At 65.5% G+C, this 23,197-nt stretch carries 20 protein-coding genes and 2 pseudogenes; 10 read left to right on the top strand and 12 right to left on the bottom strand.

Annotated features, from left to right (window positions below):
- Nucleotides 1-11: 11 nt before the first annotated feature.
- From JF66_RS01865 to JF66_RS01845, 5 genes are all read left to right on the top strand, one after another.
- Entirely contained in the window at nucleotides 12-659 is a 648-nt protein-coding gene (locus tag JF66_RS01865) for an NADPH-dependent F420 reductase (protein WP_035874225.1), read from the top strand.
- A 108-nt stretch (nucleotides 660-767) separates the two neighbouring features.
- Entirely contained in the window at nucleotides 768-1,544 is a 777-nt protein-coding gene (locus JF66_RS01860; RefSeq protein ID WP_231556257.1) for an arginase family protein, read from the top strand.
- Between the two features lie 104 nt (nucleotides 1,545-1,648).
- On the top strand, nucleotides 1,649-2,443 hold the full coding sequence (locus JF66_RS01855; protein WP_035874219.1) for a crotonase/enoyl-CoA hydratase family protein: 795 nt from the start codon (nucleotides 1,649-1,651) through the stop codon (nucleotides 2,441-2,443).
- Between the two features lie 60 nt (nucleotides 2,444-2,503).
- Nucleotides 2,504-3,997 (top strand): NAD(P)/FAD-dependent oxidoreductase, encoded by a 1,494-nt coding sequence (locus JF66_RS01850; RefSeq protein ID WP_051973004.1) that lies wholly within the window; start codon nucleotides 2,504-2,506, stop codon nucleotides 3,995-3,997.
- 5 nt (nucleotides 3,998-4,002) lie between these two features.
- Nucleotides 4,003-4,365, top strand: a complete 363-nt coding sequence (locus JF66_RS01845) for a hypothetical protein (RefSeq protein ID WP_035874216.1) — start codon at nucleotides 4,003-4,005, stop codon at nucleotides 4,363-4,365.
- 58 nt (nucleotides 4,366-4,423) lie between these two features.
- On the opposite strand, the gene JF66_RS25195 is transcribed toward JF66_RS01845, so the two are convergent.
- The 3 genes and pseudogenes from JF66_RS25195 to JF66_RS01835 all read right to left on the bottom strand — a co-directional run bounded on the left by JF66_RS25195 (nucleotide 4,424) and on the right by JF66_RS01835 (nucleotide 6,441).
- Nucleotides 4,424-4,621: a catalase-related domain-containing protein gene (locus tag JF66_RS25195; RefSeq protein ID WP_369797935.1), complete on the bottom strand. Its 198-nt coding sequence runs from the start codon at nucleotides 4,619-4,621 to the stop codon at nucleotides 4,424-4,426.
- Between the two features lie 177 nt (nucleotides 4,622-4,798).
- A pseudogene (locus tag JF66_RS01840) lies at nucleotides 4,799-5,898 on the bottom strand (catalase); the annotation flags it as partial.
- A gap of 63 nt (nucleotides 5,899-5,961) precedes the next feature.
- Nucleotides 5,962-6,441: a Fur family transcriptional regulator gene (locus JF66_RS01835; RefSeq protein ID WP_081882073.1), complete on the bottom strand. Its 480-nt coding sequence runs from the start codon at nucleotides 6,439-6,441 to the stop codon at nucleotides 5,962-5,964.
- 105 nt (nucleotides 6,442-6,546) lie between these two features.
- Between JF66_RS01835 and JF66_RS01830 the strand changes: the two genes are divergently transcribed.
- The gene (locus tag JF66_RS01830; RefSeq protein WP_035874362.1) at nucleotides 6,547-8,604 is read left to right on the top strand and encodes an MMPL family transporter; all 2,058 of its coding nucleotides are present in this window, start codon (nucleotides 6,547-6,549) and stop codon (nucleotides 8,602-8,604) included.
- An 88-nt stretch (nucleotides 8,605-8,692) separates the two neighbouring features.
- On the opposite strand, the gene putP is transcribed toward JF66_RS01830, so the two are convergent.
- Together putP and JF66_RS01820 are read right to left on the bottom strand one after the other, a co-directional pair.
- Nucleotides 8,693-10,198, bottom strand: coding sequence for a sodium/proline symporter PutP (gene putP, locus JF66_RS01825; RefSeq protein ID WP_051973003.1), 1,506 nt, complete (start codon nucleotides 10,196-10,198; stop codon nucleotides 8,693-8,695).
- 125 nt (nucleotides 10,199-10,323) lie between these two features.
- The gene (locus JF66_RS01820; protein ID WP_035874214.1) at nucleotides 10,324-11,763 is read right to left on the bottom strand and encodes an amidase; all 1,440 of its coding nucleotides are present in this window, start codon (nucleotides 11,761-11,763) and stop codon (nucleotides 10,324-10,326) included.
- A 34-nt stretch (nucleotides 11,764-11,797) separates the two neighbouring features.
- Between JF66_RS01820 and JF66_RS01815 the strand changes: the two genes are divergently transcribed.
- Nucleotides 11,798-12,601: an SDR family oxidoreductase gene (locus JF66_RS01815; protein ID WP_035874211.1), complete on the top strand. Its 804-nt coding sequence runs from the start codon at nucleotides 11,798-11,800 to the stop codon at nucleotides 12,599-12,601.
- A gap of 7 nt (nucleotides 12,602-12,608) precedes the next feature.
- Here the strand turns inward: JF66_RS01815 and JF66_RS01810 are convergent.
- The 7 genes and pseudogenes from JF66_RS01810 to JF66_RS01780 form a co-directional block, all read right to left on the bottom strand.
- Nucleotides 12,609-13,186 (bottom strand): annotated as a pseudogene (locus JF66_RS01810) (N-acetyltransferase family protein).
- A 32-nt stretch (nucleotides 13,187-13,218) separates the two neighbouring features.
- The gene (locus tag JF66_RS01805) at nucleotides 13,219-13,890 is read right to left on the bottom strand and encodes a uracil-DNA glycosylase (protein ID WP_156109612.1); all 672 of its coding nucleotides are present in this window, start codon (nucleotides 13,888-13,890) and stop codon (nucleotides 13,219-13,221) included.
- Nucleotides 13,883-14,602, bottom strand: a complete 720-nt coding sequence (locus JF66_RS01800) for a Type 1 glutamine amidotransferase-like domain-containing protein (protein ID WP_035874205.1) — start codon at nucleotides 14,600-14,602, stop codon at nucleotides 13,883-13,885. Before JF66_RS01800 ends, JF66_RS01805 begins: the two co-directional genes overlap by 8 nt.
- Nucleotides 14,603-14,718: 116 nt before the next feature.
- The gene (locus JF66_RS01795; protein ID WP_231556256.1) at nucleotides 14,719-15,897 is read right to left on the bottom strand and encodes a bifunctional 2-methylcitrate synthase/citrate synthase; all 1,179 of its coding nucleotides are present in this window, start codon (nucleotides 15,895-15,897) and stop codon (nucleotides 14,719-14,721) included.
- Between the two features lie 9 nt (nucleotides 15,898-15,906).
- Nucleotides 15,907-16,824, bottom strand: a complete 918-nt coding sequence (gene prpB / locus JF66_RS01790; RefSeq protein WP_035874202.1) for a methylisocitrate lyase — start codon at nucleotides 16,822-16,824, stop codon at nucleotides 15,907-15,909.
- Entirely contained in the window at nucleotides 16,824-18,362 is a 1,539-nt protein-coding gene (locus JF66_RS01785) for an MmgE/PrpD family protein (protein ID WP_156109611.1), read from the bottom strand. Before JF66_RS01785 ends, prpB begins: the two co-directional genes overlap by 1 nt.
- 11 nt (nucleotides 18,363-18,373) lie before the next feature.
- Nucleotides 18,374-19,108, bottom strand: a complete 735-nt coding sequence (locus JF66_RS01780; protein ID WP_369797933.1) for a GntR family transcriptional regulator — start codon at nucleotides 19,106-19,108, stop codon at nucleotides 18,374-18,376.
- An 81-nt stretch (nucleotides 19,109-19,189) separates the two neighbouring features.
- Between JF66_RS01780 and JF66_RS01775 the strand changes: the two genes are divergently transcribed.
- From JF66_RS01775 to JF66_RS01765, 3 genes are read left to right on the top strand one after another with little or no spacing between them, the layout of a single operon-like run.
- Complete coding sequence (locus JF66_RS01775) at nucleotides 19,190-21,163, top strand: AMP-binding protein (RefSeq protein ID WP_081882072.1); 1,974 nt, start codon at nucleotides 19,190-19,192, stop codon at nucleotides 21,161-21,163.
- 59 nt (nucleotides 21,164-21,222) lie between these two features.
- On the top strand, nucleotides 21,223-21,570 hold the full coding sequence (locus JF66_RS01770) for a DUF485 domain-containing protein (protein WP_035874197.1): 348 nt from the start codon (nucleotides 21,223-21,225) through the stop codon (nucleotides 21,568-21,570).
- Nucleotides 21,567-23,195, top strand: coding sequence for a cation acetate symporter (locus JF66_RS01765; protein WP_051972999.1), 1,629 nt, complete (start codon nucleotides 21,567-21,569; stop codon nucleotides 23,193-23,195). Before JF66_RS01770 ends, JF66_RS01765 begins: the two co-directional genes overlap by 4 nt.
- The last annotated feature ends 2 nt before the right edge of the window (nucleotides 23,196-23,197 follow it).

Below are 23,197 nucleotides of genomic sequence, written 5' to 3'. Positions count from 1 at the left end.
TTGATGCCACTATGACAACTCTCGGACTCATCGGTGCCGGACACCTCGGCAGCCAAGTGGCCCGCCTCGCCGTGCGCAATGGCTACCGGGTCGTGGTGAGCAATTCCCGCGGACCGGAAACTCTGACTGGGCTCGTGGCGGAGCTCGGCGACAACGCACGCGCGGCGACGCCGAAGGAAGCCGCCTGTGCCGGCGATATCGTGATCGTGTCGATCCCGCTCACCGCACTCAGCAGCCTGCCCGTTGACGAACTCGTCGGCAAGATCGTGATCGACACGAACAACTACTACCCGCAGCGTGACGGGCACATGGAGGCGCTCGACAACGAGACGAGTACGGTTTCCGAGCTCCTGCAGGCGCATCTGCCCGAATCCCGGGTCGTGAAAGCGTTCAATCATGTCGTCGCCGCCGACCTCACCGCAGACAACCGAGACGCCGGTTCACCCGAGCGCCGAGCGCTGATCGTCGCCGGTCATGACCCCTCGGCCCGGGAAGTCGTGGCCTCACTCATTGACGTTTTCGGCTTCGACGCACTCGACATCGGTCCGCTCGAGGAGGGGTGGCGCATTCAGCGCGACACACCCGGCTACGGCGCCAGTCTGGATCTCTTCGGCCTGCGAAACGCCCTCGCCGAGGCGATCCGCTACCGGGACATGTAACTGAGCATTCGCGGTTTCGCGTCAGACCGCTCGTCGGGCCATACTGAAGATATGGCTCCCACTTTCGTTGTAGTTCCACAATGGCAGGGTTCAGTTTCTCCACGCGCCATGCGCCTCGTAGACGGGGCGACGGCCATTCAAGGCGACCTGCCCGCGTCGGCGACGCGCGAGGTCGAGGTTCCCGTCGAGGCCGGTGACGCGCTCGACACCGGCATTCACCGCTTCTCCTCGCTGCAGACCGTGCGCCAACGTCAGGCCGCCGTACTGGGCCTGGTCACGGATTGGGCATTCACCATCGGCGGCGATTGCGGCGTCTCGCTCGCATCGGTCGAACACGCGAGTCGGCACCATCCCGGAGACGTCGCGCTTGTGTGGTTCAGTGCTCATCCGGAACTGCACACCCCGGACACGTCACCGTCCGGTGGATTCTGCGGAATGGTGCTGCGCGCGATCGCCGGTGAAGGCCATCCGGACGTCGCTCTCGACGAGGCGAGCCGGATTCCCTTTGACAAGATCGTGCTCGCCGGTTCACGAGACCTCGACCCCGCTGAGGCGGAGGTCATCACCAACCGCTCAATTCGAAGCGTGTCCGTGGACGACATGGGCACGCCCGAGTCTCTCGTTGCCATGGTGCGCGCCACCGGCGCCACCAACATCTACGTGCACATCGCACTCGACGTACTCGATCCCTCCGCGGTGAGAGGGCTCGCCGAGCTGGTTCCGTTCGGCCTCAGCGTGCCCGCCCTCACGAGCGCCGTGGCCGCCTTGCGCGCAGAGTTCACCGTGGTCGGGGCCAGCATCGTCGGCTTCTCACCGATCTCCCCCGCCGACGCGACGGACGATTTGCCCAGCATCCTGCGTATCATCGGCTCGCTGACCCGCTGACCCGTTGAGTGGCCGAGCGGCCGAGCGGCCGAGCGGCCGAGGGAGTCAGTCTCAGATACGCTGCGTCACCCAGACCCCAGCATGCACACGCCAATGGAGGCCCCATGACCGAGAACACCGTGCAGAGAATCATCACCGAGCGGCGCGGTCACGTGCTCCTCATCGGCTTCAACCGCCCGGAGAAGCGCAACGCCGCCGATTTTGCAATGCTGCAGCAGCTGGCGCTCGCCTACGGTGAGCTGGAGCGTGACCCCCAGCTGCGCGTCGGACTCGTGCATGCCGTCGGCGACCATTTCACCGCGGGGCTCGACCTCGCCGACGTCGGGCCCCGCTTCGGCCCGGAAGGCCTCGACATGGTGCCGGAGGGGGGCATCAACCCGTGGCAGGTGGACGGCACGGCCCTCTCCAAACCCGTGGTCATGGCCGTGCAGGGCACCTGTCTGACGCTCGGGATCGAACTCATCCTCGCCAGCGACATCGCCGTGGCCGCCGAGTCCACGAGGTTCGGCCAGATCGAGGTGTCCCGCGGCATCCTGCCATTCGGCGGCGCGACGATCCGGCTCCCGCGCGCAATCGGCTGGGGCAATGCCATGCGCTGGCTCCTGACCGGCGATACCTTCGATGCCGCAGAGGCGCTCCGCGTCGGTCTCATTCAGGAGATCGTTCCGGATGGTACCCAGTTCGATCGCGCACTGGCTCTCGCGCAGCGGATTGGCGACCAGGCTCCCCTCGCGGTGCAGGCGACGCTCGCGAACGCGCGCACGGCGGTGCGTCACGGAGATGCTGCGGCCGAGGCCGAACTGCAGCCAGCACTCGCCCGGCTCGCCGTGACCAAAGATGCCCGCACCGGCATGGAATCTTTTCGCACTCGCACCCCTGCCGTCTTCGAGGGCCGATAACCGTCGGATCGCCGGATTGCTGATCGACGTTCCCCTCACGTGTGCGGGTAGGCTTTTGCCATGATGACGCATACAACGCCCGCGACCACCTACGACGTCATCGTGATCGGCGGCGGCGCCGTCGGTGAGAACGTGGCCGACCGCACCAGTCAAGGCGGTCTTCGCACCGTGATTGTCGAGAATGCGCTGGTCGGCGGCGAATGCTCCTACTGGGCCTGCATGCCGTCCAAGGTTCTGCTGCGCAGCGGAGCGGCACTGGCCGCAGCGCTCCGGGTTCCCGGTGCCGCCGAGCGGGTGACCGTTCGCGCCCCTGACAGCGGCACGGCGTCCGTCGACGTCGCCGCCGTCCTGTCGAGGCGGGATGCCATCGCAAGCAACTGGTCGGATGCCGGGCAGGCGCGCTGGCTTGACGGTGCCGGCATCGGTCTCGTGCGCGGCCACGGTCGCCTGAGCGGAATTCGTGAGGTGACGGTGACTGCGGAAGACGGTTCCGTGACGGTGCTCACGGCCACCCACGCCGTCGTTCTCAGCACCGGATCCGCTGCGCTCCTTCCCGATATCCCCGGGCTCAGCGGTGTGACGCCGTGGACGAGCCGCGAGGCGACATCCGCGCAGAGCATTCCGGCCCGCCTCGCCATCATCGGCGGCGGTACCGTGGCCACCGAGATGGCGACGGCATACGTGTCGCTCGGCTCGAAGGTCACCATGATCGCCCGTGGCTCGGTGCTCAGCGGGCAGGAGCCCTTTGCCGGAACGATGGTGACAGCGGCACTCGAAGGGAACGGCGCGACGGTTCTGCTCGACACCGCCACCACCCGGGCGACTCGCACGGCGTCCGGTGACGTGGAGTTGACCCTCGACGACGGGGGCACGGTCGAAGCGAACGAGGTGCTCGTCGCGGCCGGGCGCGTGGCCGTCACCCATGATCTCGGAATCGATACCGTCGGTCTCGAACCCGGCGACTGGTTGACCGTCGATGACACCCTGCTCGTGCAGGGGGAATCCCCCGCCCTGTCGGGCAGCTGGCTCTACGCCACGGGCGATGTGAACAAGCGGGCGCTGCTCACGCACCAGGGCAAATATCAGGCACGTGCCGCTGGCGACGTGATCGTGGCACGTGCCGCGGGAGGCCCCATCCATGATCAGCCCTGGGGAGCTCACGTGGCCACGGCCGACCACGCCGCTGTTCCCCAGGTCACGTTCACCGATCCGGAGGTGGCCTCGGTGGGCCTCACGGCCGCCGGCGCTGTGAAGGCCGGTTACCGCGTGCGCATCCTCGATTACGATCTGGCCGCGCTGGGCGGGGCAAGCACCCTCGCGGACCACTACACGGGACGCGCTCGAATGATCGTCGATCTCGACCGAGAGGTCGTCATCGGAGCGACCTTTGTCGGCCAGGACGTGGCCGAGCTTGTGCACTCCGCCACCATCGCCGTCGTCGGCGAGGTGCCGATCAGTCGCCTGTGGCATGCCGTGCCGAGCTATCCGACCCTCAGCGAGGTCTGGCTGCGCCTGCTCGAACAGTACGGACGCCCCGGCAGCGAGCAAGCGTAGTCCGCATGCGCCGCCTTCTCTTCGACTCGCCGATCAGCCGGGCCGGCTACGCGTATGCCACGCTGGTCGGCACGATCTGGGGTTCTCTGTGGAGCACCGGCCGCGTCGAACGCCGGAGCGGCCTGCTGGTCTTTCGCGGCATGCCCGCGTGGACGTTCGGTCGCGGCGGCTCGTGTGTGGGCGGCTGCTACCTGACAAAACAAAACGTGTCAGCGGATGTGCTGGAACACGAGGCCGTGCACAAACGGCAGTGGCAGCGTTACGGCATGCTCTTTCCCGTGCTCTACGGCCTGGCCGGACGTAACCCCCTGACGAACCGTTACGAGATCGAGGCCGGCCTCGAAAAAGGCGGCTACCTGCGCCGATGAACCACAGAACGCCCGGTCTCCTGAGACCGGGCGTTCTGTGGTTCATCGTGCCGGGGCGCTAGTTCGCGCTGACCGGCTCCGCCTCGGCCAGGGCCGCAAGATTGCGGCGCAGGCTGGCTCCGAGTTCGGCGTCAACGCTCGTCCAGTACCAGATGGCCCGTTCGGTGACCTCGGGGCGGGTCACGCCGCTGACGGCACCGGTGATGGTGTCCAGAAAACGAGCCTTGGCCGCGTCGTCGAAGACCTCGCGATACAGTGATCCGGCCTGACCGAAGTCGCTGTCCTCGCTGCGCAGCGTGGCTGCGGACTGCAGGAGCGAACCGTCATTCTCCCAACTGCCCTCGCCGGCCGCGGCAGGATCGGCGACCGGGCCACCGAGGGAGTTCGGAGCGTAGTTCGGCGCGCTCGCCGGGTTGAACCCGTGGCGTGCCGCACCGTCCTGGGAATAGTTGTTGACCGGAGCCTTCGGGGCGTTGACCGGAATCTGGTTGAAGTTGGTTCCGATGCGGTAGCGCTGAGCGTCCGGGTAGGAGAAAATGCGCGCCATGAGCATCTTGTCCGGGCTCGCTGCGATTCCGGGAACCATGTTCGCGGGGGACAGTGCCGCCTGCTCGATCTCCGCGAAGAAGTTCTCCGGGTTGCGGTTGAGCGTGTGGGTTCCGACGGGGATCAGCGGGAAGTCGGAGTGCGGCCAGACCTTGGTCACATCGAAGGGGTTGAACCGGTACGTCTTGCCCTGCTCGTACGGCATGACCTGCACCGAGACGTCCCAGGACGGGAAGTTTCCCGCTTCGATCGCGTCGTGCAGGTCGCGACGGTAGTAATCGGCGTCGGCGCCGGCGATCAGCTCGGCCTCGGCACCGTCCATCTCGATATTGCCCTGGTTCGACGTGAAGTGGTACTTCACCCAGAAACGCTCGCCGGCGGCATTGATCCACTGGTAGGTGTGTGAACCGTAGCCGGGCATCGTGCGCCAGGACAGCGGCAGGCCGCGGTCACCCATGAGATAGGTCACCTGGTGAGCGGACTCCGGGGACAGCGTCCAGAAATCCCACTGCATGGTCGCGTCGCGCAGGCCGGAACCGGGAAGGCGCTTCTGGGAGTGAATGAAGTCGGGGAACTTGATGCCGTCCCGGATGAAGAACACCGGGGTATTGTTCCCGACGATGTCGTAGTTACCCTCTGTCGTGTAGAACTTCACCGAGAAGCCACGAACGTCGCGCCAGGTGTCGGGGCTGCCCTGTTCGCCGGCAACGCTCGAGAAACGCTGCAGGGTGTCGGTTGTCGTGCCCGGCTGGAACACAGCGGCCCGCGTATACATCGAGACGTCTCCGGTGACGACGAACTGCCCGTGGCTCCGCCGCCCTTGGCGTGCACGATGCGCTCCGGGATGCGCTCGCGGTTGAACTGCGCGAGCTTCTCGACCAGGTAGCGGTCATGCAGGGCGGTGACGCCGTTGGGACCGACCGTGAGGGAATGTTCGTCGCTCGCGACGGGGGTTCCCGACTGGGTGGTGGTGGGCTCGGTGGTCATGAGTCTCCTGAGTGTTGTGTCGAGGGGTGAGTTGTAGCGGAAAGGGAACGGGGGAACGAGGGCTCAGTGAGCGGCGAGCTCCGTTTGGCAGGCAGGGCAAAGACCCCAGTACGTGACCTCGGCCGAGTGGATGACGAAGCCCGACGTGTTCTCCGGCACGAGACACGGCGCGGAGCCGACCGCGCAGTCGACATCGTGCACGGCACTGCAGCGGGTGCAGACGATGTGGTGATGGTTATCGCCCACCCGTCGTTCGAACAGGGCCGCGGATCCTGCCGGCTCGATCTTGCGTATCAGCCCGGCGTTACCGAAAGCGGCGAGTATTCCATACACGGCCTGCAGCGACGTACCCGGCAGCTGCACCTTGACGAGGGAGAACAACGTCTCCGCGCTGACGTGGGGCGTGTGTGTCAGGGCGCCGAGCACGGCCAGTCTCGGCTCGGTGACCTTGAGCGCGGCGCCGCGAATGCTGTCCGCGAGATCGCCCCCCGGCGAGAACGCGCGGACCGCGTCGCTCACACGAGGAGAGCGGGTTTCGGACATATTCCGAGCCTAGCACTTGTTTTGAATTACTCAATTTAAGGTTTCCTCCTCGCCGGGTGAGCAATAAGCTGGATCACGGCCATCAGAGACTGAGTGGGAGATGCCGTGAGAGCGATTGCACGATTTGTATCCGGACGTCGAACCGCGTGGCTGGTGCTCGCCGCCACCGCTGTCGCCGTCGGGCTGCTGTTCAGTCTTCTGCCGAGCGCCTCCGGCGATGATTTCCCCACCACCGGGCTGCCCGATTCGAGCCAGGCCGCCCAGGTCGATGCCCTGCTCGCGGATTTCCCGTCGGCGAAGGCCACATCCGCCATCGTGGTGTGGAGCCGAGGCGGGGACGCCCTGACCGCGGCGGATTCCGCCGCCATCACGGCAAACGCCGAGGCCCTCGGCCTGCAATCCACAGCCCCGCCCGCGACGGTCCCCCGGTTCAGCGATGACGGCCAGGCCGCACTCAGCGTGGTGCCACTCGAGTCGAGCGGTGTGACGGCCGACATCACCCAAACGGCCACCGACATCCGCTCGGTCGCGTCGACCGCCCTGCCTACGGGGCTGACCGCCTATGTCACCGGCCCCGTAGGATTCCAGGCTGACATCAGCAACGCCTTCGCCGGGGCCGACTTTCGGCTCTTGTTGGTCACCGTGATCGTGGTCGCGGTACTGCTGATCGTGACCTACCGCAGCCCCGTGCTGTGGATCGTGCCACTCGTCGTGGTGGGTGCGGCCGACGCCCTCGCCGGTGTCGTGGCCGGTGCCCTCGCCGAGCCGCTCGGCTTCCGGCTGGACGCTTCGATTTCAGGAATCCTGTCCGTGCTCGTCTTCGGTGCGGGAACCAACTATGCCCTGCTCCTGGTGGCCCGCTATCGGGAGGAGTTGCTCCACACTCCGAGCCGCAACGACGCCATGTTCACGGCCGTGCGGAGCGCCGGCCCCGCCATCGCTGCGAGCGGCGGCACCGTGGCCCTCAGCCTGCTCACCCTGGTCTTCGCTGAGCTTTCGGGCAACAGCGCCCTCGGAATCGCCTGCGCGATCGGCGTTGTGATCGCGATTCTCTTCGCCCTCCTGGTGCTTCCGGCCGCCCTCGTCGTCTGCGGCCGTGGGCTCTTCTGGCCCTTCATCCCCCGGGTGCGCCCGGACGCCAACCCGAACGCCGAACCCACCGGGGCGTGGGCCAGGCTCGGCCGCGGAGTGCAACGCCGTCCGGTCCCCATCGCCATCATCGCCTCCCTCGGCATCGCTGCGCTGAGTCTCGGGCTCGTGGGGGCGAGCGTAGGCCTCTCGCAGGCCGACCAACTGCTGGGCAAGCCGGAGTCCGTGCTCGCGCAGGCGATCGTGGACGAGTCGTTCTCCGCCGGGCTGACCAGCCAGACCGTTGTGCTCACGCCCGATGCGGCATCCGACCAGGCAGCGCGCATTATCGCCTCGGTGGACGGCGTCGGTGCCGTGCAGCCGAGCGAGAGCGCGAACGGCCTCACCCGGTTGAATGTGTCACTCGACAGCGAGCCCGGCAGCGATACGACATTCGCCGCGATCGCCGCGCTGCGGACGGCGCTCGCGGATGCTGAAGGCCCGACGTCGGAGAGCCTCGTGGGCGGAAGCGATGCGACCGCGTTCGACACGAAGACGCTTGCCCAGCGCGACCAGGATCTGATCATCCCCATGATTCTGGCCATCGTCTTCACGATCCTTGCCCTGCTGCTGCGGTCACTCGTGGCGCCGGTGCTGCTGATCCTCACGGTGCTCGGCACCTTCTTCGCCAGCCTCGGCGCCTCGAACTGGATCTTTCAGAACCTGCTCGGCTTTCCCGCCTTCAACACCAATGTGGTCCTGTTCGCTTTCCTGTTCCTCGTCGCCCTCGGCGTGGACTACAACATCTTTCTCACCACGCGTGCCCGACAGGAAAGCATCCGACACGGCACGGCGGACGGCATGGTACGAGGCCTGAGTTCGACCGGAGCGGTGATCACGAGTGCAGGCATTCTGATCGCGGCCGTCTTCGCTGTGCTCGGAGTGCTGCCAGTGGTGGCCCTCACCCAGATCGGAGTGATCGTCTGCATCGGCGTGCTGCTCGACACCCTCGTGGTGCGCACCGTGCTCGTGCCGGCCCTGGTCTTCATCACCGGTGACCGTTTCTGGTGGCCGTCCCGCCCGGCACACCACTGAGCGGACGTAGAACAACAACAACGGCACCCGGGTCGGCCGTGAGGCCGGCGCAGGTGCCGTTATTGTTGTGCCGCGTGAGCGTTCGGGGTTAGACCGAAGCCTTCTGCGGAGCCTTGTAATTGGCATGAGACTGTTCCACAGCGGCGTCGAACTCGGCGTCGATTTCAGCGGAGGGCTTGTACGTCGCGAGCGAAACCACGACGGCAACAAGCAGGCTTGCCGCGAATCCAGGCACAATCTCGTACAGGGTCGCGCTCAGCGGGGAGTTACCCCAGATGAAGACGACGACGGCACCCGTGATCATGGATGCCAGCGTGCCCCACGTGGACAGCTTCTTCCAGTACAGCGAGAGAAGAACCACAGGGCCAAAGGCAGCACCGAATCCGGCCCAGGCGAACCCGACCAGTTCCAGGATTGTCGAGTCGCGGTTCAGGGCGATCAGTCCGGCGACAAGGGCCACGAGAAGCACACCGAGACGGCCGAGCATGACCATCTGCTTGGGCGAGGCGTCCTTCTTGCCGACGATCTTATAGAGGTCCTCCACGAGGGCCGAGGAACAGACGATGAGCTGCGAGGAGATCGTGCTCATGATGGCGGCAAGAACCGCGGCCAAAACCAGTCCGGCGATAAAGGGGTGGAACAGCGTCTGCGAGAGCAGCAGGAAGACCGTTTCCGGGTTGCCCAGAGTCAACTCGGGGTTCTGTTGGAAGTAGGCGATGCCGATGAGCGCGGTCGCGACTGCACCGAGCGCAGTGATGATCATCCACCCGATGCCGATCCGGCGCCCGGCTTTGGCATCCTGCGGTGTGCGCAGGGCCATGAACCGCACAATGATGTGCGGCTGGCCGACGTAACCCAGTCCCCACGCCGCAGCCGAGATGATCCCCAGAACGGTTCCACCAGCGGTCAGCGACAGCAAGTTCGGATCCACCTCGCGGATGGAGTCCAGGGTGGCGGTGACCCCGCCTGTGGCATTGAGGGCCACCAACGGAACAGCGATCAGCGCGACCAGCATGAGGATGCCCTGGGCGACGTCAGTGAGGGTAGCGCCGAGGAAGCCACCGAACAGCGTGTACAGCAGGGTGACACCGGCGACGATCAGCATGCCGACCAGGAAGGTGGAGCCGAAGGATTCCTCAAAGAATACGCCGCCGGCGACCATGCCGGACGACACATAGAACGTGAAGAACACCAGGATGATCAGGCCGGAGACCACGCGCAGCAGACGCGACGAGTCCTTGAGCCTGTTCTCGAAGAAGCTCGGGATCGTGATGGAGTTGTTGGATATCTGGGTGTACGAGCGCAGCCGCGGGGCCACGAACTTCCAGTTCAGCCAGGCGCCGATGGTGAGGCCGATGGCGATCCAGGCCTCCACCAGCCCCGACACGTAGATCGCGCCGGGGAGGCCGAGAAGCAGCCATCCGGACATGTCGGAGGCGCCGGCGCTGAGCGCCGCAGTGCCCGGCTTGAGGCCACGGCCTGCGAGCATAAAGTCGTCGAGATCCTTGGTCTGCCGGAAGGCAAACCATCCGATCGCAACCATGCCGGCGAGGTACAAAATAATCGCCATTAACTGGAAAGACTGATCCGTCATTGGTTTCCTTAAGTTCGAAGCCCTGTGTACAGGCGATTTCAGTCCTCAAGTATCGCAGAAATCTGAGTTTTCTGTGAATTGGCACATTTATCGGCCTCTTGATATGGCTCGATCTGGGCCGAGTGCTATAAGCCCAACCACGGTTCAGGGGGCACTCTGTCCTGCCATCGGAAGTGCCGTTCGAGCTGGGCGCCGAGGGCGAGAATCGTTGCCTCACCACCCGGTCTTCCGATGAGCTGGACCCCCATCGGCAGACCCTCCATCGTGTGTGAAACCGGCAAGACGATGGCCGGCAGGCCACTGACGTTGACCATCGAGGTGAACGGCGTGTACTGAACCTGCTGGGCGAAATTGCGCTCCGGATCCACCGCGTCGTACCAGCCGACCGGACGCGGCGTGAGTGCGAGCGCCGGGGTCAGCACCGCGTCGAAACGCGACAGCTGGCGAATGAACGAACGCTCGAAGGCGCTCAGCGCCGCGAGCGCCTCGGCCAGGTCTCTGGCCGACAGGGCACGCCCACGATTCATCAGCCACCGGGTGAGTGGGTCGAGCAGTTCCTCCTGCTGGTCGCCCTCGGCCGGGATACTCGCCGCCCCCGCCTGCCAGATGGTGCGAAAAGCCGGAACATAGCTCGGGTCGGGTTCGAGCGCCAGGTCCTCAAGGCCGTGACCGAGCACATCGAGTTGACGTTTGGCCATCTCGAGGGCGCTCAGGGCCTCCGGCGCGAGGCGGATGTCGTAGTCATCGTCCCACGCTGACGACGTCATGGCTCCGAGCTGAAAACGGCCCTCCCCCCGCACAGCCTGGGCCAGCAGCGGGCCGCCGTTGTCGGGGGCCCGCAGGGCGAAGTGATGATCGGGGCGATTCCCGCTCGGCGTGACCATCGCGTCAAGCAGCAGGGCGGCATCCGCCACCGTACGGGCGAGTGGACCGGCCACCGGCAGGCCGCCGAGTTTGTCGATGCCCGATGCGGCCGGAATGCGTCCTCGTGACGGTTTGACGCCCACCAGGCCGCACGCCGCGGCGGGGATCCGCACCGATCCGCCGCCGTCAGACCCCGGCGCAAAAGGGAGCAGGCGCGCCGCGACGGCCACCGCTGCTCCGCCACTGGATCCGCCCGCACCCAGCTCGGGATTCCACGGATTGCGCGCGGGAGGCCCCGCCAGACCCTCCGTGTACGAGGGAAGCCCGAATTCGGGCGTGCTCGTTTTACCGAGGCTCACTCCCCCGGCCTCATCGAGGGCGAGCACGAGGTCGTCGGATTGCTCCGGTACGAAGTCCCGCATCAGGCGGGAGCCGAAGCGAGCGGGCACGCCCTCCCGCAGCTGCAGGTCCTTATCGGCAAAGGGCAGCCCCCAGAGGGGCGCGGTGCGGGGCACGTTCTGTTCCACATACCGCGCCCGAGCCCTCGCGCGCTCGGCGGTGACCGTGACGAAAGCTCCGAGTGCCGGGTCCAGCGCATCGATGCGATCCAGGTAGTGTTCCGCGAGTTCGGACGGAGTCAGCTCGCCGCTCTGCAGCGCCTGCCATTGCTCGAGCGCGGTGAGTTCGTGTGGTTCGGCCATGCTGCGAGCCTAGCTTTGCCGGTAGCGTTATCCCATGAGACGCTCACTGTACAACCCGATGGGAACCACCGCGCTCGTCACCGGGGCCTCGAGCGGCCTCGGAGTCGGCTACGCGCATCAACTCGCCCAACGCGGCGCAGATCTGGTGCTCGTCGCCCGACGGCAGGACCGGCTCGAAGCGCTCGCCGTGGACCTGGCCGAGAAATACGGCACCGTATCGACCGTCATTCCTCTCGACCTCACCGCGCCGGATGCCGTGCCGGAGTTGGTGGCCGACCTGACGTCCCGCAACGTGACCGTGGGCACTCTCGTCAACAGTGCGGGGTTCGGTACGATCGGAAACTTCGTCGACGCCGACGCCGACCGGCAGGCCGAACAGATCACCCTGAATATTCTCGCCCTGACGCGGCTGACTCACGCCCTCTTGCCTGATCTCATCTCCACGGCCACCCTGCATCCGAACGCCGCCGCACTCGTGAACCTGGCCAGCACCGCGGCATTTCAGCCGGTGCCGCACATGTCGGTCTACGCCGCGAGCAAGGCCTATGTGCTGAGCTTCACGGAAGCACTCTGGTACGAGACCGGCACGAGCGGGCTCAAGGTCATTGCCGTGTGCCCGGGTTACGTCGACACCGAATTCTCTGCGGTCGCCGGCAACCATCAGTCGACAGACCGTCATCTGACAGTGGATCAGGTGATGGCGAGCACATTCGCCGCACTCGATCGATCGTCAACACCACCCCAGGTCATTGTGGGCGCCCTGAACGCCGTTCTCGCCCGGGCGGCGATCCTGTCGCCCCGCCGTACCGTGCTCACCGTGGCCGGGCGACTGCGCTGAAGCGGTGCTACTTGAGGCTTTTCTGCATCAGGACGGTGCCGAGCCAGCGCTCGAACTTGAATCCGACCTTGCCCATTCGGCCGATTTCTTCGAAGCCGAAGTCACGGTGCAGCTTGATGGACGCATCCGCACCCTGATCCGCAATGACCGCAATGATTTCTTTCAATCCGGCCGCCTTGGACCGGGCGATCAATTCTGCGAGTAGCTGCCGACCAAGCCCCTTGCCGGTCGATGCCGCGCCGAGGTAAATGGAGTTCTCAACGGTGAACCGGAAGGCGCGTTTCTGCTTCCAGGGAGCGACGAGCGCATAACCCAGGATCTGCCCGGCCGGGGATTCGGCCACGATGAAGGGCATACCGTGCTTGCTCAGGTAATAAAATTTGTCCCGCCATTCCGGCAGGGTCATCGCGTCTTCATCAAAGGTGACCGTGCTGTTCGCGACGTAGTAGTTGTAGATCTCCCGAATGTCGGCAGATCGGTGACCCTCGCCTCACGCATGGAATACGTGAACGGATTCTCCGGCGCTGCTTCCGGCCGCAGGTGCCTCGGCAACCGCCGTCGACGTTCGTATTCCTCTTCCAGCACCACGCACGACCTTTCCCCGACTCTCCACCAGATTACCCGAGCGACCAGTCCACCGGCGCAGCACCCTGTCGCGCGAGGAGCTCATTGGCCCGGCTGAACGGGCGGGATCCGAAGAATCCGCGGCGCGCCGACAACGGGCTCGGGTGCGGCGACTCGATGATCGGAGTGTCCCCGAGCAGTGGGGTGAGGCTGCCGGCGTCCTTGCCCCACAGAATCGCGACGAGCGGACCGGGGCGGGCGACGAGCGCGCGAATGGCCTGATCTGTCACCGCTTCCCAGCCGTGGCGGCGGTGCGAACCCGCGGCCCCTGCCTGCACGGTGAGAACCCGGTTCAGCAGGAGGACTCCGGCGCGAGACCAGTTCGTGAGGTCGCCATGCTCCGGCGCAGCCACCCCAAGATCGGAGCGTAGCTCCGTATATATATTGACCAGGCTCCGTGGCACCGGGCGTACCTGAGGGGCGACCGCGAAGGACAACCCGATCGGATACCCCGGAGTGGGGTAGGGGTCCTGACCGACGATCAGCACGCGCACGTTCTCGAACGGGTCCCGAAAGGCGCGCAAAACATTCTGCGGCGCCGGCTGCCACGTGCGCCCCTCCAGGGTCTCCCGGTCAAGAAAACTTTCGATCCGGCTCAGCTCGTCGAAGACCGGTGAGAGCGCCACCGTCCATCCGGGGTCAAGCTGCTCGCGGAGGCTAGGCACCAAAGGTGCTCACGAGCACGCCGCCCTCGGCCTGGCTCACACGCCAGACGCTGCCAGCACCGACCACCCCCAGCGCTCCTTCACCGACGATGAGCGCCGTGTTCTCATCGATCGCGAGACCGCCTTCGATCAGGCCGGCTTCGGTGGCCGAGATCAGTCGTGAGAGAGTTCCCCACTGGGCCGCGTGCACGTCCACCGTCACGTCGAGCAGGCCGATGCCCTGCTCGATCGTGATCTCATCGAGGTCTTCGGAAGCATCCTGCGGGCTGACTTCGACGCCCCCGATACGCCAGCCGCCGACTATGGCGCGCTCGGCGGCGATCATCGCCCCGGCCGAAAACCCGAGGTAGGGGATGCCCGCAGAAACCTGACGACGGATTTCACCGGCGATCGGCACAACGGCCGCGAGGTAGGCGGGGGTCACACCGCCGCCGATGAGAATGCCGTCGACATCCGCGACGGCGAGGTTCGTCGCACGCTCGCCCGGGGTGAGCACGGTGACGACCGATTCGATCGCCCCGGTCACCTCGAGAGCGGTTCGCAAGACGGCTGCGTGTTCGGCGCCATCTCCGGCCCGCACCGCGATGATCGCGATGCGGGGGTCGGTTCGACCGGATGCTGTTGCCCGCGCCGCCGTCTCGGCGAAGAACGCTCCGTAGACACTCGCGTGGTGTTCGGGTGCGAGGCCACCGCCGACGAGATGGACGCTCATGCGCACACCGTCGAAGCAGAGGTGGCGGGGTCGGGGGTCGCTGCGTGGTAAGTCATGAACTAAATTTTAGCCGCCTGACTTTTGCGTGCAGCGACTCCCTCCGCCCGCCGAGCGTCTCAGACCAACTGTTCTCGGTCGGGAACGTGGCGCTCATCCTGACCGTTGTAGACCGACAACGGTCGAATCAGTGCGTTTGCCGCGCGTTGCTCGATGATGTGGGCGGTCCACCCGGTCACGCGCGCCGCCACGAACAGCGGAGTGAAGCTCAGCGTGTCGAAGCCCATGAGGTGATACGCCGGCCCGGACGGATAGTCCAGGTTCGGCAGGATCGCCTTCTTCTCGGTCATGGCCGCCTCGAGGGACACGTACATGTCGAGCATCTCGGGAGCGTCATAGTGCTCGATGAGCGTCAGCAAGGCCGCCCGCATGGTGGGAACGCGGGAGTCACCACGCTTGTACACGCGGTGACCGAAGCCCATGATCTTGCGCTTGTCAACGAGTGCCTGATCGAGCCACGCCTTCGCACGGACCCCGGCACCAGCACCGAGACCAATCTCGGTGAAGGTGTGCATCACGGCTTCGTTCGCCCCGCCGTGCAGGGCGCCCTTGAGCGCGCCGATCGCTCCGGTGACGGCCGAGTAGAGGTCCGCGAGGGTCGACGTGATGACGCGGGCGGTGAATGTCGAGGCGTTGAAGGAGTGCTCGGCATAGAGAATCATCGACACGTCGAACGCGTTGACGACCACGAGTTCCGGCACCTCGCCGAAGGTCATCCGCAGGAAATTGGCCGAATAGCCCAGGTCGTCGCGCGGCTCGACCAGATCGAGACCGTGACGACGGCGCTGGTCGTAGGCGACGATCGCGGGCAGCTGGGCGAACAGTCGGATCGCCTTGGAAAGGTCGGCCTCCGGCGACTCATCGGCCGTGGAGGGATCGCTCGCTCCAATCACGCTGACGGCGGTGCGCACGACGTCCATCGGGTGTGAGGTGAGCGGCAGCTCGTCGATGACCCGCCGCACTGCCGGGTCCAGGTGACGCAGGCTGCGTTCGAGTATTTCGAAGGCGGCCAGTTCCGCCTCGGTGGGAAGTTCGCCGTGCCAGAGCAGGTATGCGACCTCCTCGAAGTTGCACCTCGCGGCGAGCTCCTGCACGGGGTAGCCGCGGTAGAGCAGCGAGTTGGTGTCCGGGTTGACCTTGGACACGGCGGTCCTGTCGACCACCACCCCGGCAAGTCCCTTGAAGATCGTGGGTTCCGGCGCGGCGGCGGGCGGGGATTGCGGCTCAGTCATAGTCATGTCGCTCCTTCAGACCTTGGATGTGATGTGCGGATTGAGGGTGAAGTCGAAGATGCCGGAGTCGAATTGGCTGTACTCCGAATAATCCAACAGCTCGTAGAGGTCGGATCGGTGCTGCATCTCACCGAGCATCGGCTCGAGAGTACCGTGCTCACGAATCGAGTCGAGCCCCCGATCGGCCGATCCCATCGCGAGGCGGAGGAGCGATACCGGGAAGATGACCATGTTCATGCCCACGTTCGCGAGCTGGTCGACCGTGTAGAGCTCACCCTTGCCGAACTCCGTCATATTCGCCAGCAAAGGCACATCGACGGCAGTGCGCATGGCCTCAAACTCGGCCAGGCTTCCCATCGCCTCGGGGAAGATGGCGTCGGCTCCGGCGTCGGCCAGTCTTTTCGCGCGGTCAAGAGCCGCATCCAGTCCGTCGACCGCGCGCATGTCCGTGCGCGCCATGATGAGGAAGTTCGGGTCACGCCGGGCATCCACGGCCGCGCGAATGCGTTTGATCGCCGTGTCGTCGTCGACGACCTGCTTGCCGTCCAGGTGCCCGCACCGCTTGGGGTTGACCTGATCCTCGATGTGCATGCCGGCCAGTCCCGCATCCTCGAGGGTCTGGATCGTGCGCGCCACATTCATCGGCTCGCCGAATCCCGTGTCGGCGTCGACGATCGACGGCAGTTCTGTCATCCGCGCGATCTGCTGGCTGCGGCCCGCCACCTCGGTGAGCGTGGTGAGCCCGATATCGGGCAGCCCGAGGTCGGCCGACAGCACCGCTCCAGAGATGTAGACCCCCTCGAAGCCCTTGTTCTGGATGAGCTTTGCTGACAGCGGGTTGAAGGCGCCGGGAAAGCGCTGGATCACGCCGGAGGCGAGCCCGGCCCGCAGGGCGAGGCGCTTGTCGGCTGCCGAGGTGCGCGAGTACAGCATTAGAAGATTCCCATCGGCGCGCCGGTCGTGGGCAGCAGGCCCGGGCGGGCCGTGATCGTCAGCTGACCGAGGTCGACGGCGCTGAGCTCCGGCAGTCGCTCGGCGAGCGCCAGGAACCGCTCGATTTCGGGGCCCTCCAGCACGTCCGCGGCGAGCATCCGGAACTTGTTCACGTACTCGGCGCGACCGAAGGGCTTGGCCCCGAGCGGATGAGCGTCGGCGACCGCGATTTCGTCCGTGATCGTGCGTCCGTCGGTGAGCGTGATGACCACGCGGCCGCCGAAGGCCTTCTCGGTGACATCCAGGGAGTGGTAGCGGCGCGTCCACTCCTTATCTTCCGTCGTCGTCACCCTGTTCCACAGTGCCACCGTGTCGGCGCGGCCGGCGCGTTCCGGCGAGTAGGAATCAACGTGATGCCAGCTGCCGTCCTGGAGCGCAACGGTGAAGATATACGGAATCGAGTGGTCAAGCGTCTCGCGGGAGGCCGTGGGGTCGTACTTCTGCGGGTCGTTCGCGCCGGAGCCGATCACGTAGTGCGTGTGGTGGCTGGTGTGGATGACGACGGAGGCGATGTTCGTGCCATCGACGAGCTCCGGGTAGGTGCGGTGCAGTCGACGAGCCAGGTCGATCCACGCCTGGGCCTGGTACTCGGCCGAGTGTTCCTTCGTGTAGCTGTCCAGGATGGCGCGCTTGGCGCTGCCGGGCTTGGGGAGCGACACGTCATAGGTGTGTCCCGGTCCATCGAGCAACCAGGCAATCACACCGTCCTCGCCCTCATAGATGGGAGTCGGGCTGGTTTCGCCGCGCAACGCACGGTCCACGGCCTCGACCGCCATCTTGCCGGCGAAGGCCGGAGCGTGCGATTTCCAGCTGGAGATTTCGCCCTTGCGTGACTGCCGGGTGGCGGTCGTCGTGTGGAGCGCCTGGCCGACGGCCTGGAAGATGATCTCTTCGTCGAGACCGAGGAGTGCGCCGATGCCGGCAGCCGCCGACGGGCCGAGGTGGGCCACGTGGTCGATCTTGTGCGCGTGCAGGCTGATCGACTTCACCAGGTCGATCTGAATCTCGTAACCGGCGGCGATCCCGCGCACCAGGTCTCGCCCGGTGAGTCCCTTGGCGGTCGCGAGGTGCTGGGCGACGGCGAGGATCGGCGGAATGTTGTCACCCGGGTGCGAGTACTCCGCGGCCAGGAATGTGTCGTGGTAGTCCAGCTCGCGAACGGCCACACCGTTCGCCCAGGCCGCCCATTCCGGCGACACGCGGCGACCGGGGACAAGCCCGAAGACGGTCGAGCCTTCCCCACCATTGGAACGAGGGTGCGCAAGTGCCTGCGATCGGGCGGCGGTGACAGGCTTGCGAGTCAGGGACGCCGCGGCAACCGAAGCGTTGTCGATGACGCGGTTGATGACCATCTCGGTGACGTCGTCTGTGACCTCAACCGGGTCAGCCGCACAGGCGGCGATCTTCCAGGCCAGCTGGTCCTCACGGGCCAGGTTTTCCTCACTGCGATGAACGCGAACGTGGTGGAGCTGCACGATGGATCCCTTCGTTAATCGACCGGGGTGGTCGCATCCTCAGCAAGCGTCGCGAGGACGTTCGTGAGGCTCTGGTGGAGATGAACATGAGTTGCGTGGGCGGCGAGCGAGGTGTCGCCGGCGATGATCGCATCGATGATGAGCAGGTGCTCCGCGGCCGCGGCGCGAAGCCGCTCCTGATTGCCCCTGGCCAAACGACGGATGCGAGCGAGGTGTGTGCGCACACTCTCGAGCGCACTATAGAGGAATGGGTTCGCAACAGCGGCGTCGACGGCAGCCTCAAAGTCGTCAATCAGCTCGTAGTAGCGGTGAATGCCTTCGTCGCCCTGAAGGAGGAGCTCGGGAGCGGTGAGGAATTTCTGCCGAAGCCTCTCGAAGGGTGCGGGGTCCCGGCGCTCGGCCGCCAGGCTGACGGCGTGAACTTCCAGTCCCTCCCTCAATTCATACAGACCGGTGATGCTGTCGACCGAGAGCTCCGTGACCTCGAATCCACGACCGTTCCGCCCCATAACGAGGCCGTCGGCGATCAACCGGGCCACGGCTGCCCGCAGCGGTGTGCGGGAGACCCCGATACGTTCCGCCTGCTCAACCTCGAGCAGGCCGGTGCCGGGTGCCAGCACGCCGTCCAGGATCTCCCCGCGCAGCTGACGGTACGCACGCTCGCTCGCGCGGACGGGTGAGGCACTGCCGGGAGAGGCAGTGACGGGTGCTGTCGACCCCAACATTGCGGCTTCTGTATACACAACCATGATCCTATTCCACCGCAACGGGTTTTATGCAATACTTCAACCACTCTCGGTATACAGAGACGCTTCGATGGAGAGGTTCACATGACCGGCGCACTACAGGGCACCTACGCCGACACCTGGCGACGCAGCATCGAATCCCCCGAGGACTTCTGGATGGAAGCGGCTCAGGGCATCGAGTGGAACACCCCTCCGCGTGCCGCACTCGAACAACGCTCCGCAACCGACTGGACCTGGTTTCCCGGCGGTCGGCTCAATACGAGCTACAACGCCCTCGACCGACACGTGCTCGCCGGCCGCGGCTCCCAGACCGCCCTGATCTACGACTCAGCCATGACCGGCACCCGCATTTCCCTCACCTACCTCGAGTTGCTCGGCCGGGTGGCCAAATTCGCCGGCGCCCTGCGAGCCAACGGAGTCGGCAGTGGAGACCGGGTCATCATCTACCTGCCGATGATCCCCGAAGCCATTATCGCGATGCTCGCCTGCGCCCGCATCGGCGCCGTCCATTCCGTCGTGTTCGGCGGCTTCGCCGCCAACGAACTTGCGGTGCGCATCGACGACGCCCGACCCTCCATCATCGTGACGGCCTCCGGAGGCCTGGAGCCTGGCCGCGCGGTGGAATATCTTCCCCTCGTGCAGAAGGCGCTCGCCCTGAGCGCCGGATCGGTGCACACGGTCATCGTGCGCAACCGGGATGCGATTCCCGGATCGGCCGCGGACTACGTCGATGAAGCCGTGTCCTGGCTGGACTGGGCCGACGAAGAAGACAACGCAGCCCCCGCGGACCCCGTGAGCATGGCGTCGGAAGACCCGCTCTACATTCTCTACACCTCCGGCACCACCGGCAATCCCAAGGGAATCGTGCGGGACAACGGCGGCCACGCCGTCGCTCTGGCCTGGTCCATGCGCAACATCTACAACATCGAACCGGGCGACGTGTACTGGGCCGCCTCAGACGTCGGCTGGGTCGTCGGCCACTCGTACATCGTCTACGCCCCGCTGCTGGCCGGTGCCACGTCGATCATCTACGAGGGCAAGCCCATCGGAACCCCGGATGCCGGCGCGTTCTGGCGGGTCGTGCAGGACTACAAGGTCAAGGTGCTCTTCACCGCGCCGACGGCCGTGCGTGCGATCCGCCGGGTGGATCCCGAACTCACGGAACTGGTCAAATACGACGTGTCGAGCCTCACGAGCCTGTTTCTGGCCGGCGAACGCCTCGACCCCGAAACCTTCCACTGGGCCAACGACGGCCTGCACTGCCCGGTTATCGATCACTGGTGGCAGACCGAAACCGGCTGGGCGATCTGCGCCAACCCGCTGGGGATCGAAGAGCTCGAAACACGTCCTGGCTCGGCCACCGTACCCGTTCCGGGGTACAAAATCGACATTTTGGACTCACAGGGGCATAAGGTCAAGCGCGTGGGCAAAGACGGCAACATCGCGATCCGACTTCCCCTGCCCCCCGGGACTCTGCTCGGAATCTGGGGCAGCCCGGAACGATTCCAGAGCGCGTACCTCTCGGCATTCCCCGGCTACTACGCCACCGGCGACTCCGGTCACTTCGACGAGGACGGCTACCTGTACATCATGGGTCGAACCGACGACGTGATCAACGTGGCCGGCCACCGGTTGTCGACTGGCTCGCTGGAAGAGGTGCTCACCCTGCACCCGGCCGTCGCCGAATGCGCCGTGCTCGGAGTGCACGATGCTCTGAAAGGCCAACGCGCAGCAGGTTTCGTGACCCTCAAGGCCGGCGCCGTCATCGACCATGACACGCTCGCCGGCGAGCTGGTCGCCCTGGTTCGAGAGAAAGTGGGTCCCGTCGCGGCCTTCCGCGATGTCACCATCCTCGACCGCCTCCCGAAGACCCGATCCGGCAAGATCCTGCGCAAGACCATTCGCCAGATCGTGGACGGCGAGCCGTACACCGTTCCACCGACCATCGAGGACCCCACCGTTCTCGATGACCTCATACTTGCGGTCTCCGGGTCCGCTCACAAGGCGACGGAAACCGCACGCACCAACACGCCCGTCACCACATCACCACAGCAGTAATCCCCTTCCCCATCCCCGTCCCCCGCACGGACCATCACCACTGAAGCAAGGAGGCTCCAATGAGTGAACAGTTGAAAGACACCACCCCACAGTCACAAATCGACTACATCGCCTACGAGAAAACACCCAAGTTCAAGGAACTACAGAAAACCCGGCGCAACTTCGTCGTGCCCCTGACAGTGTTCTTTCTGCTCTGGTACTTCGCGTATGTGCTCGCCGCCGGGTACTTCCCGGAGTTCATGGCAACGCCGGTCTACGGCCGTATCAACCTGGGGCTGATCCTCGGACTCGGCCAGTTCGTCACCACCTTCGGCATCACAATGTGGTACGTCTCCTTCGCCAACCGCAAGATCGACCCCCTCACCGAAGACCTTCGCTCTGACCTGGAACGGATGGAAAAGGCATGATCGCCAGCACCCTGCACGCGTTTGTGACGGCGGTCAAGCCCGTCGAGAACAACCCCGTCCTCAACATCTCGATCTTCCTCGCCTTCGTCGGCGTGACCCTGATCGTGGTGATTCGCGCCGGACGCAACAACAAAAGCGCGGCCGATTACTACACAGGCGGCCGGTCCTTCACGGGACCGCAGAACGGTTTCGCCATCGCCGGCGACTACCTCTCCGCCGCGTCCTTCCTCGGAATCGTGGGCGCCATTGCCGTCACCGGATACGACGGCTTCATGTACTCCATCGGCTTCCTCGTGGCCTGGCTCGTCGCCCTGCTACTGGTGGCCGAGCTCATGCGCAACACCGGCAAGTTCACCATGGCCGACGTGCTGTCCTTCCGCCTCAAGCAGGGCCCGGTTCGGGTCGCAGCAGCCACGACAACCCTCGCCGTGTGCTTCTTCTACCTGCTGGCCCAGATGGCCGGAGCAGGCGGCCTCGTGTCGCTGCTCCTCGGCATCAACGACAAGCTCGGACAGTCGATCGTCGTCGTCGTCGTCGGCGCCCTCATGATCGTCTATGTACTCGTCGGCGGAATGAAGGGCACCACCTGGGTGCAGATCATCAAGGCCTTCCTGCTCATCATCGGCGCACTTGCGATGAGCATCTGGGTGATGGCGATCAACGGATTCAACCTGTCCGCGCTGCTGGAGAGCGCCGTGGCCGTGTCGACCTCCGTTCCCGCCGACGCGATCCTCGCTCCGGGGCTGAAGTACGGTGCCAACCCGCTGGACTTCATCTCCCTCGCTATCGCCCTCGTGCTCGGAACGGCCGGTCTGCCGCACGTTCTGATGCGCTTCTACACGGTGCCGACAGCCAAGGAAGCCCGCCGCTCGGTGGTCTGGGCCATCTGGCTCATCGGAGGTTTCTACATCTTCACGCTGATCCTCGGCTTCGGTGCCGCGGCCCTCGTGGGTGGCGAAACGATTCTGGCCGCTCCCGGTGGCGTGAACTCGGCTGCTCCCCTGCTGTCGCTTGCGCTCGGCGGTCCGCTGCTGCTCGGCTTCATCTCCGCCATCGCCTTCGCGACGATTCTGGCCGTGGTGGCCGGGATCACGATCACGGCGGCCACGTCCTTCGCTCATGACATTTACGGAAGTGTCATCAAGAAGGGCAAGGGAAACCCCGATGACGAGGTCAAGGTCGCCCGTCGCACGGTGGTTGTGATCGGCATCCTCGCCATCGCCGGTGGTATCGGCGTTCAGGGGCAGAACATCGCCTTCCTGGTGGCCCTGGCCTTCGCCGTCGCGGCGAGCGCCAACCTGCCGACCATTCTCTACTCCCTGTTCTGGCGTGGTTTCACCACCCGCGGCGCGGTCTGGAGCATGTACGGCGGACTCACCTCGGCGATCGTGCTGATCGTGCTCTCGCCGGTCTTCTCCGGCACGCCCACGTCGATGTTCGGTGAGAGCGTCGACTTTGCCGTCTTCCCGCTCAGCAACCCGGGAATCATTTCGATCCCGCTCGGGTTCATTCTCGGCTGGCTCGGTTCCGTCACGAGCACCGTCAAGGAAAGCCCGACTCTCGCCGCCGAAATGTCCGTTCGCTCCCTCACCGGCTTCGGTGCGGAAAAGGCGGTCGAGCACTAGAA

The organism is Cryobacterium sp. MLB-32 (genome assembly GCF_000738085.1).
Classification (GTDB): Bacteria; Actinomycetota; Actinomycetes; order Actinomycetales; family Microbacteriaceae; genus Cryobacterium.
This window is presented reverse-complemented; position numbering and strand designations above follow the sequence as displayed.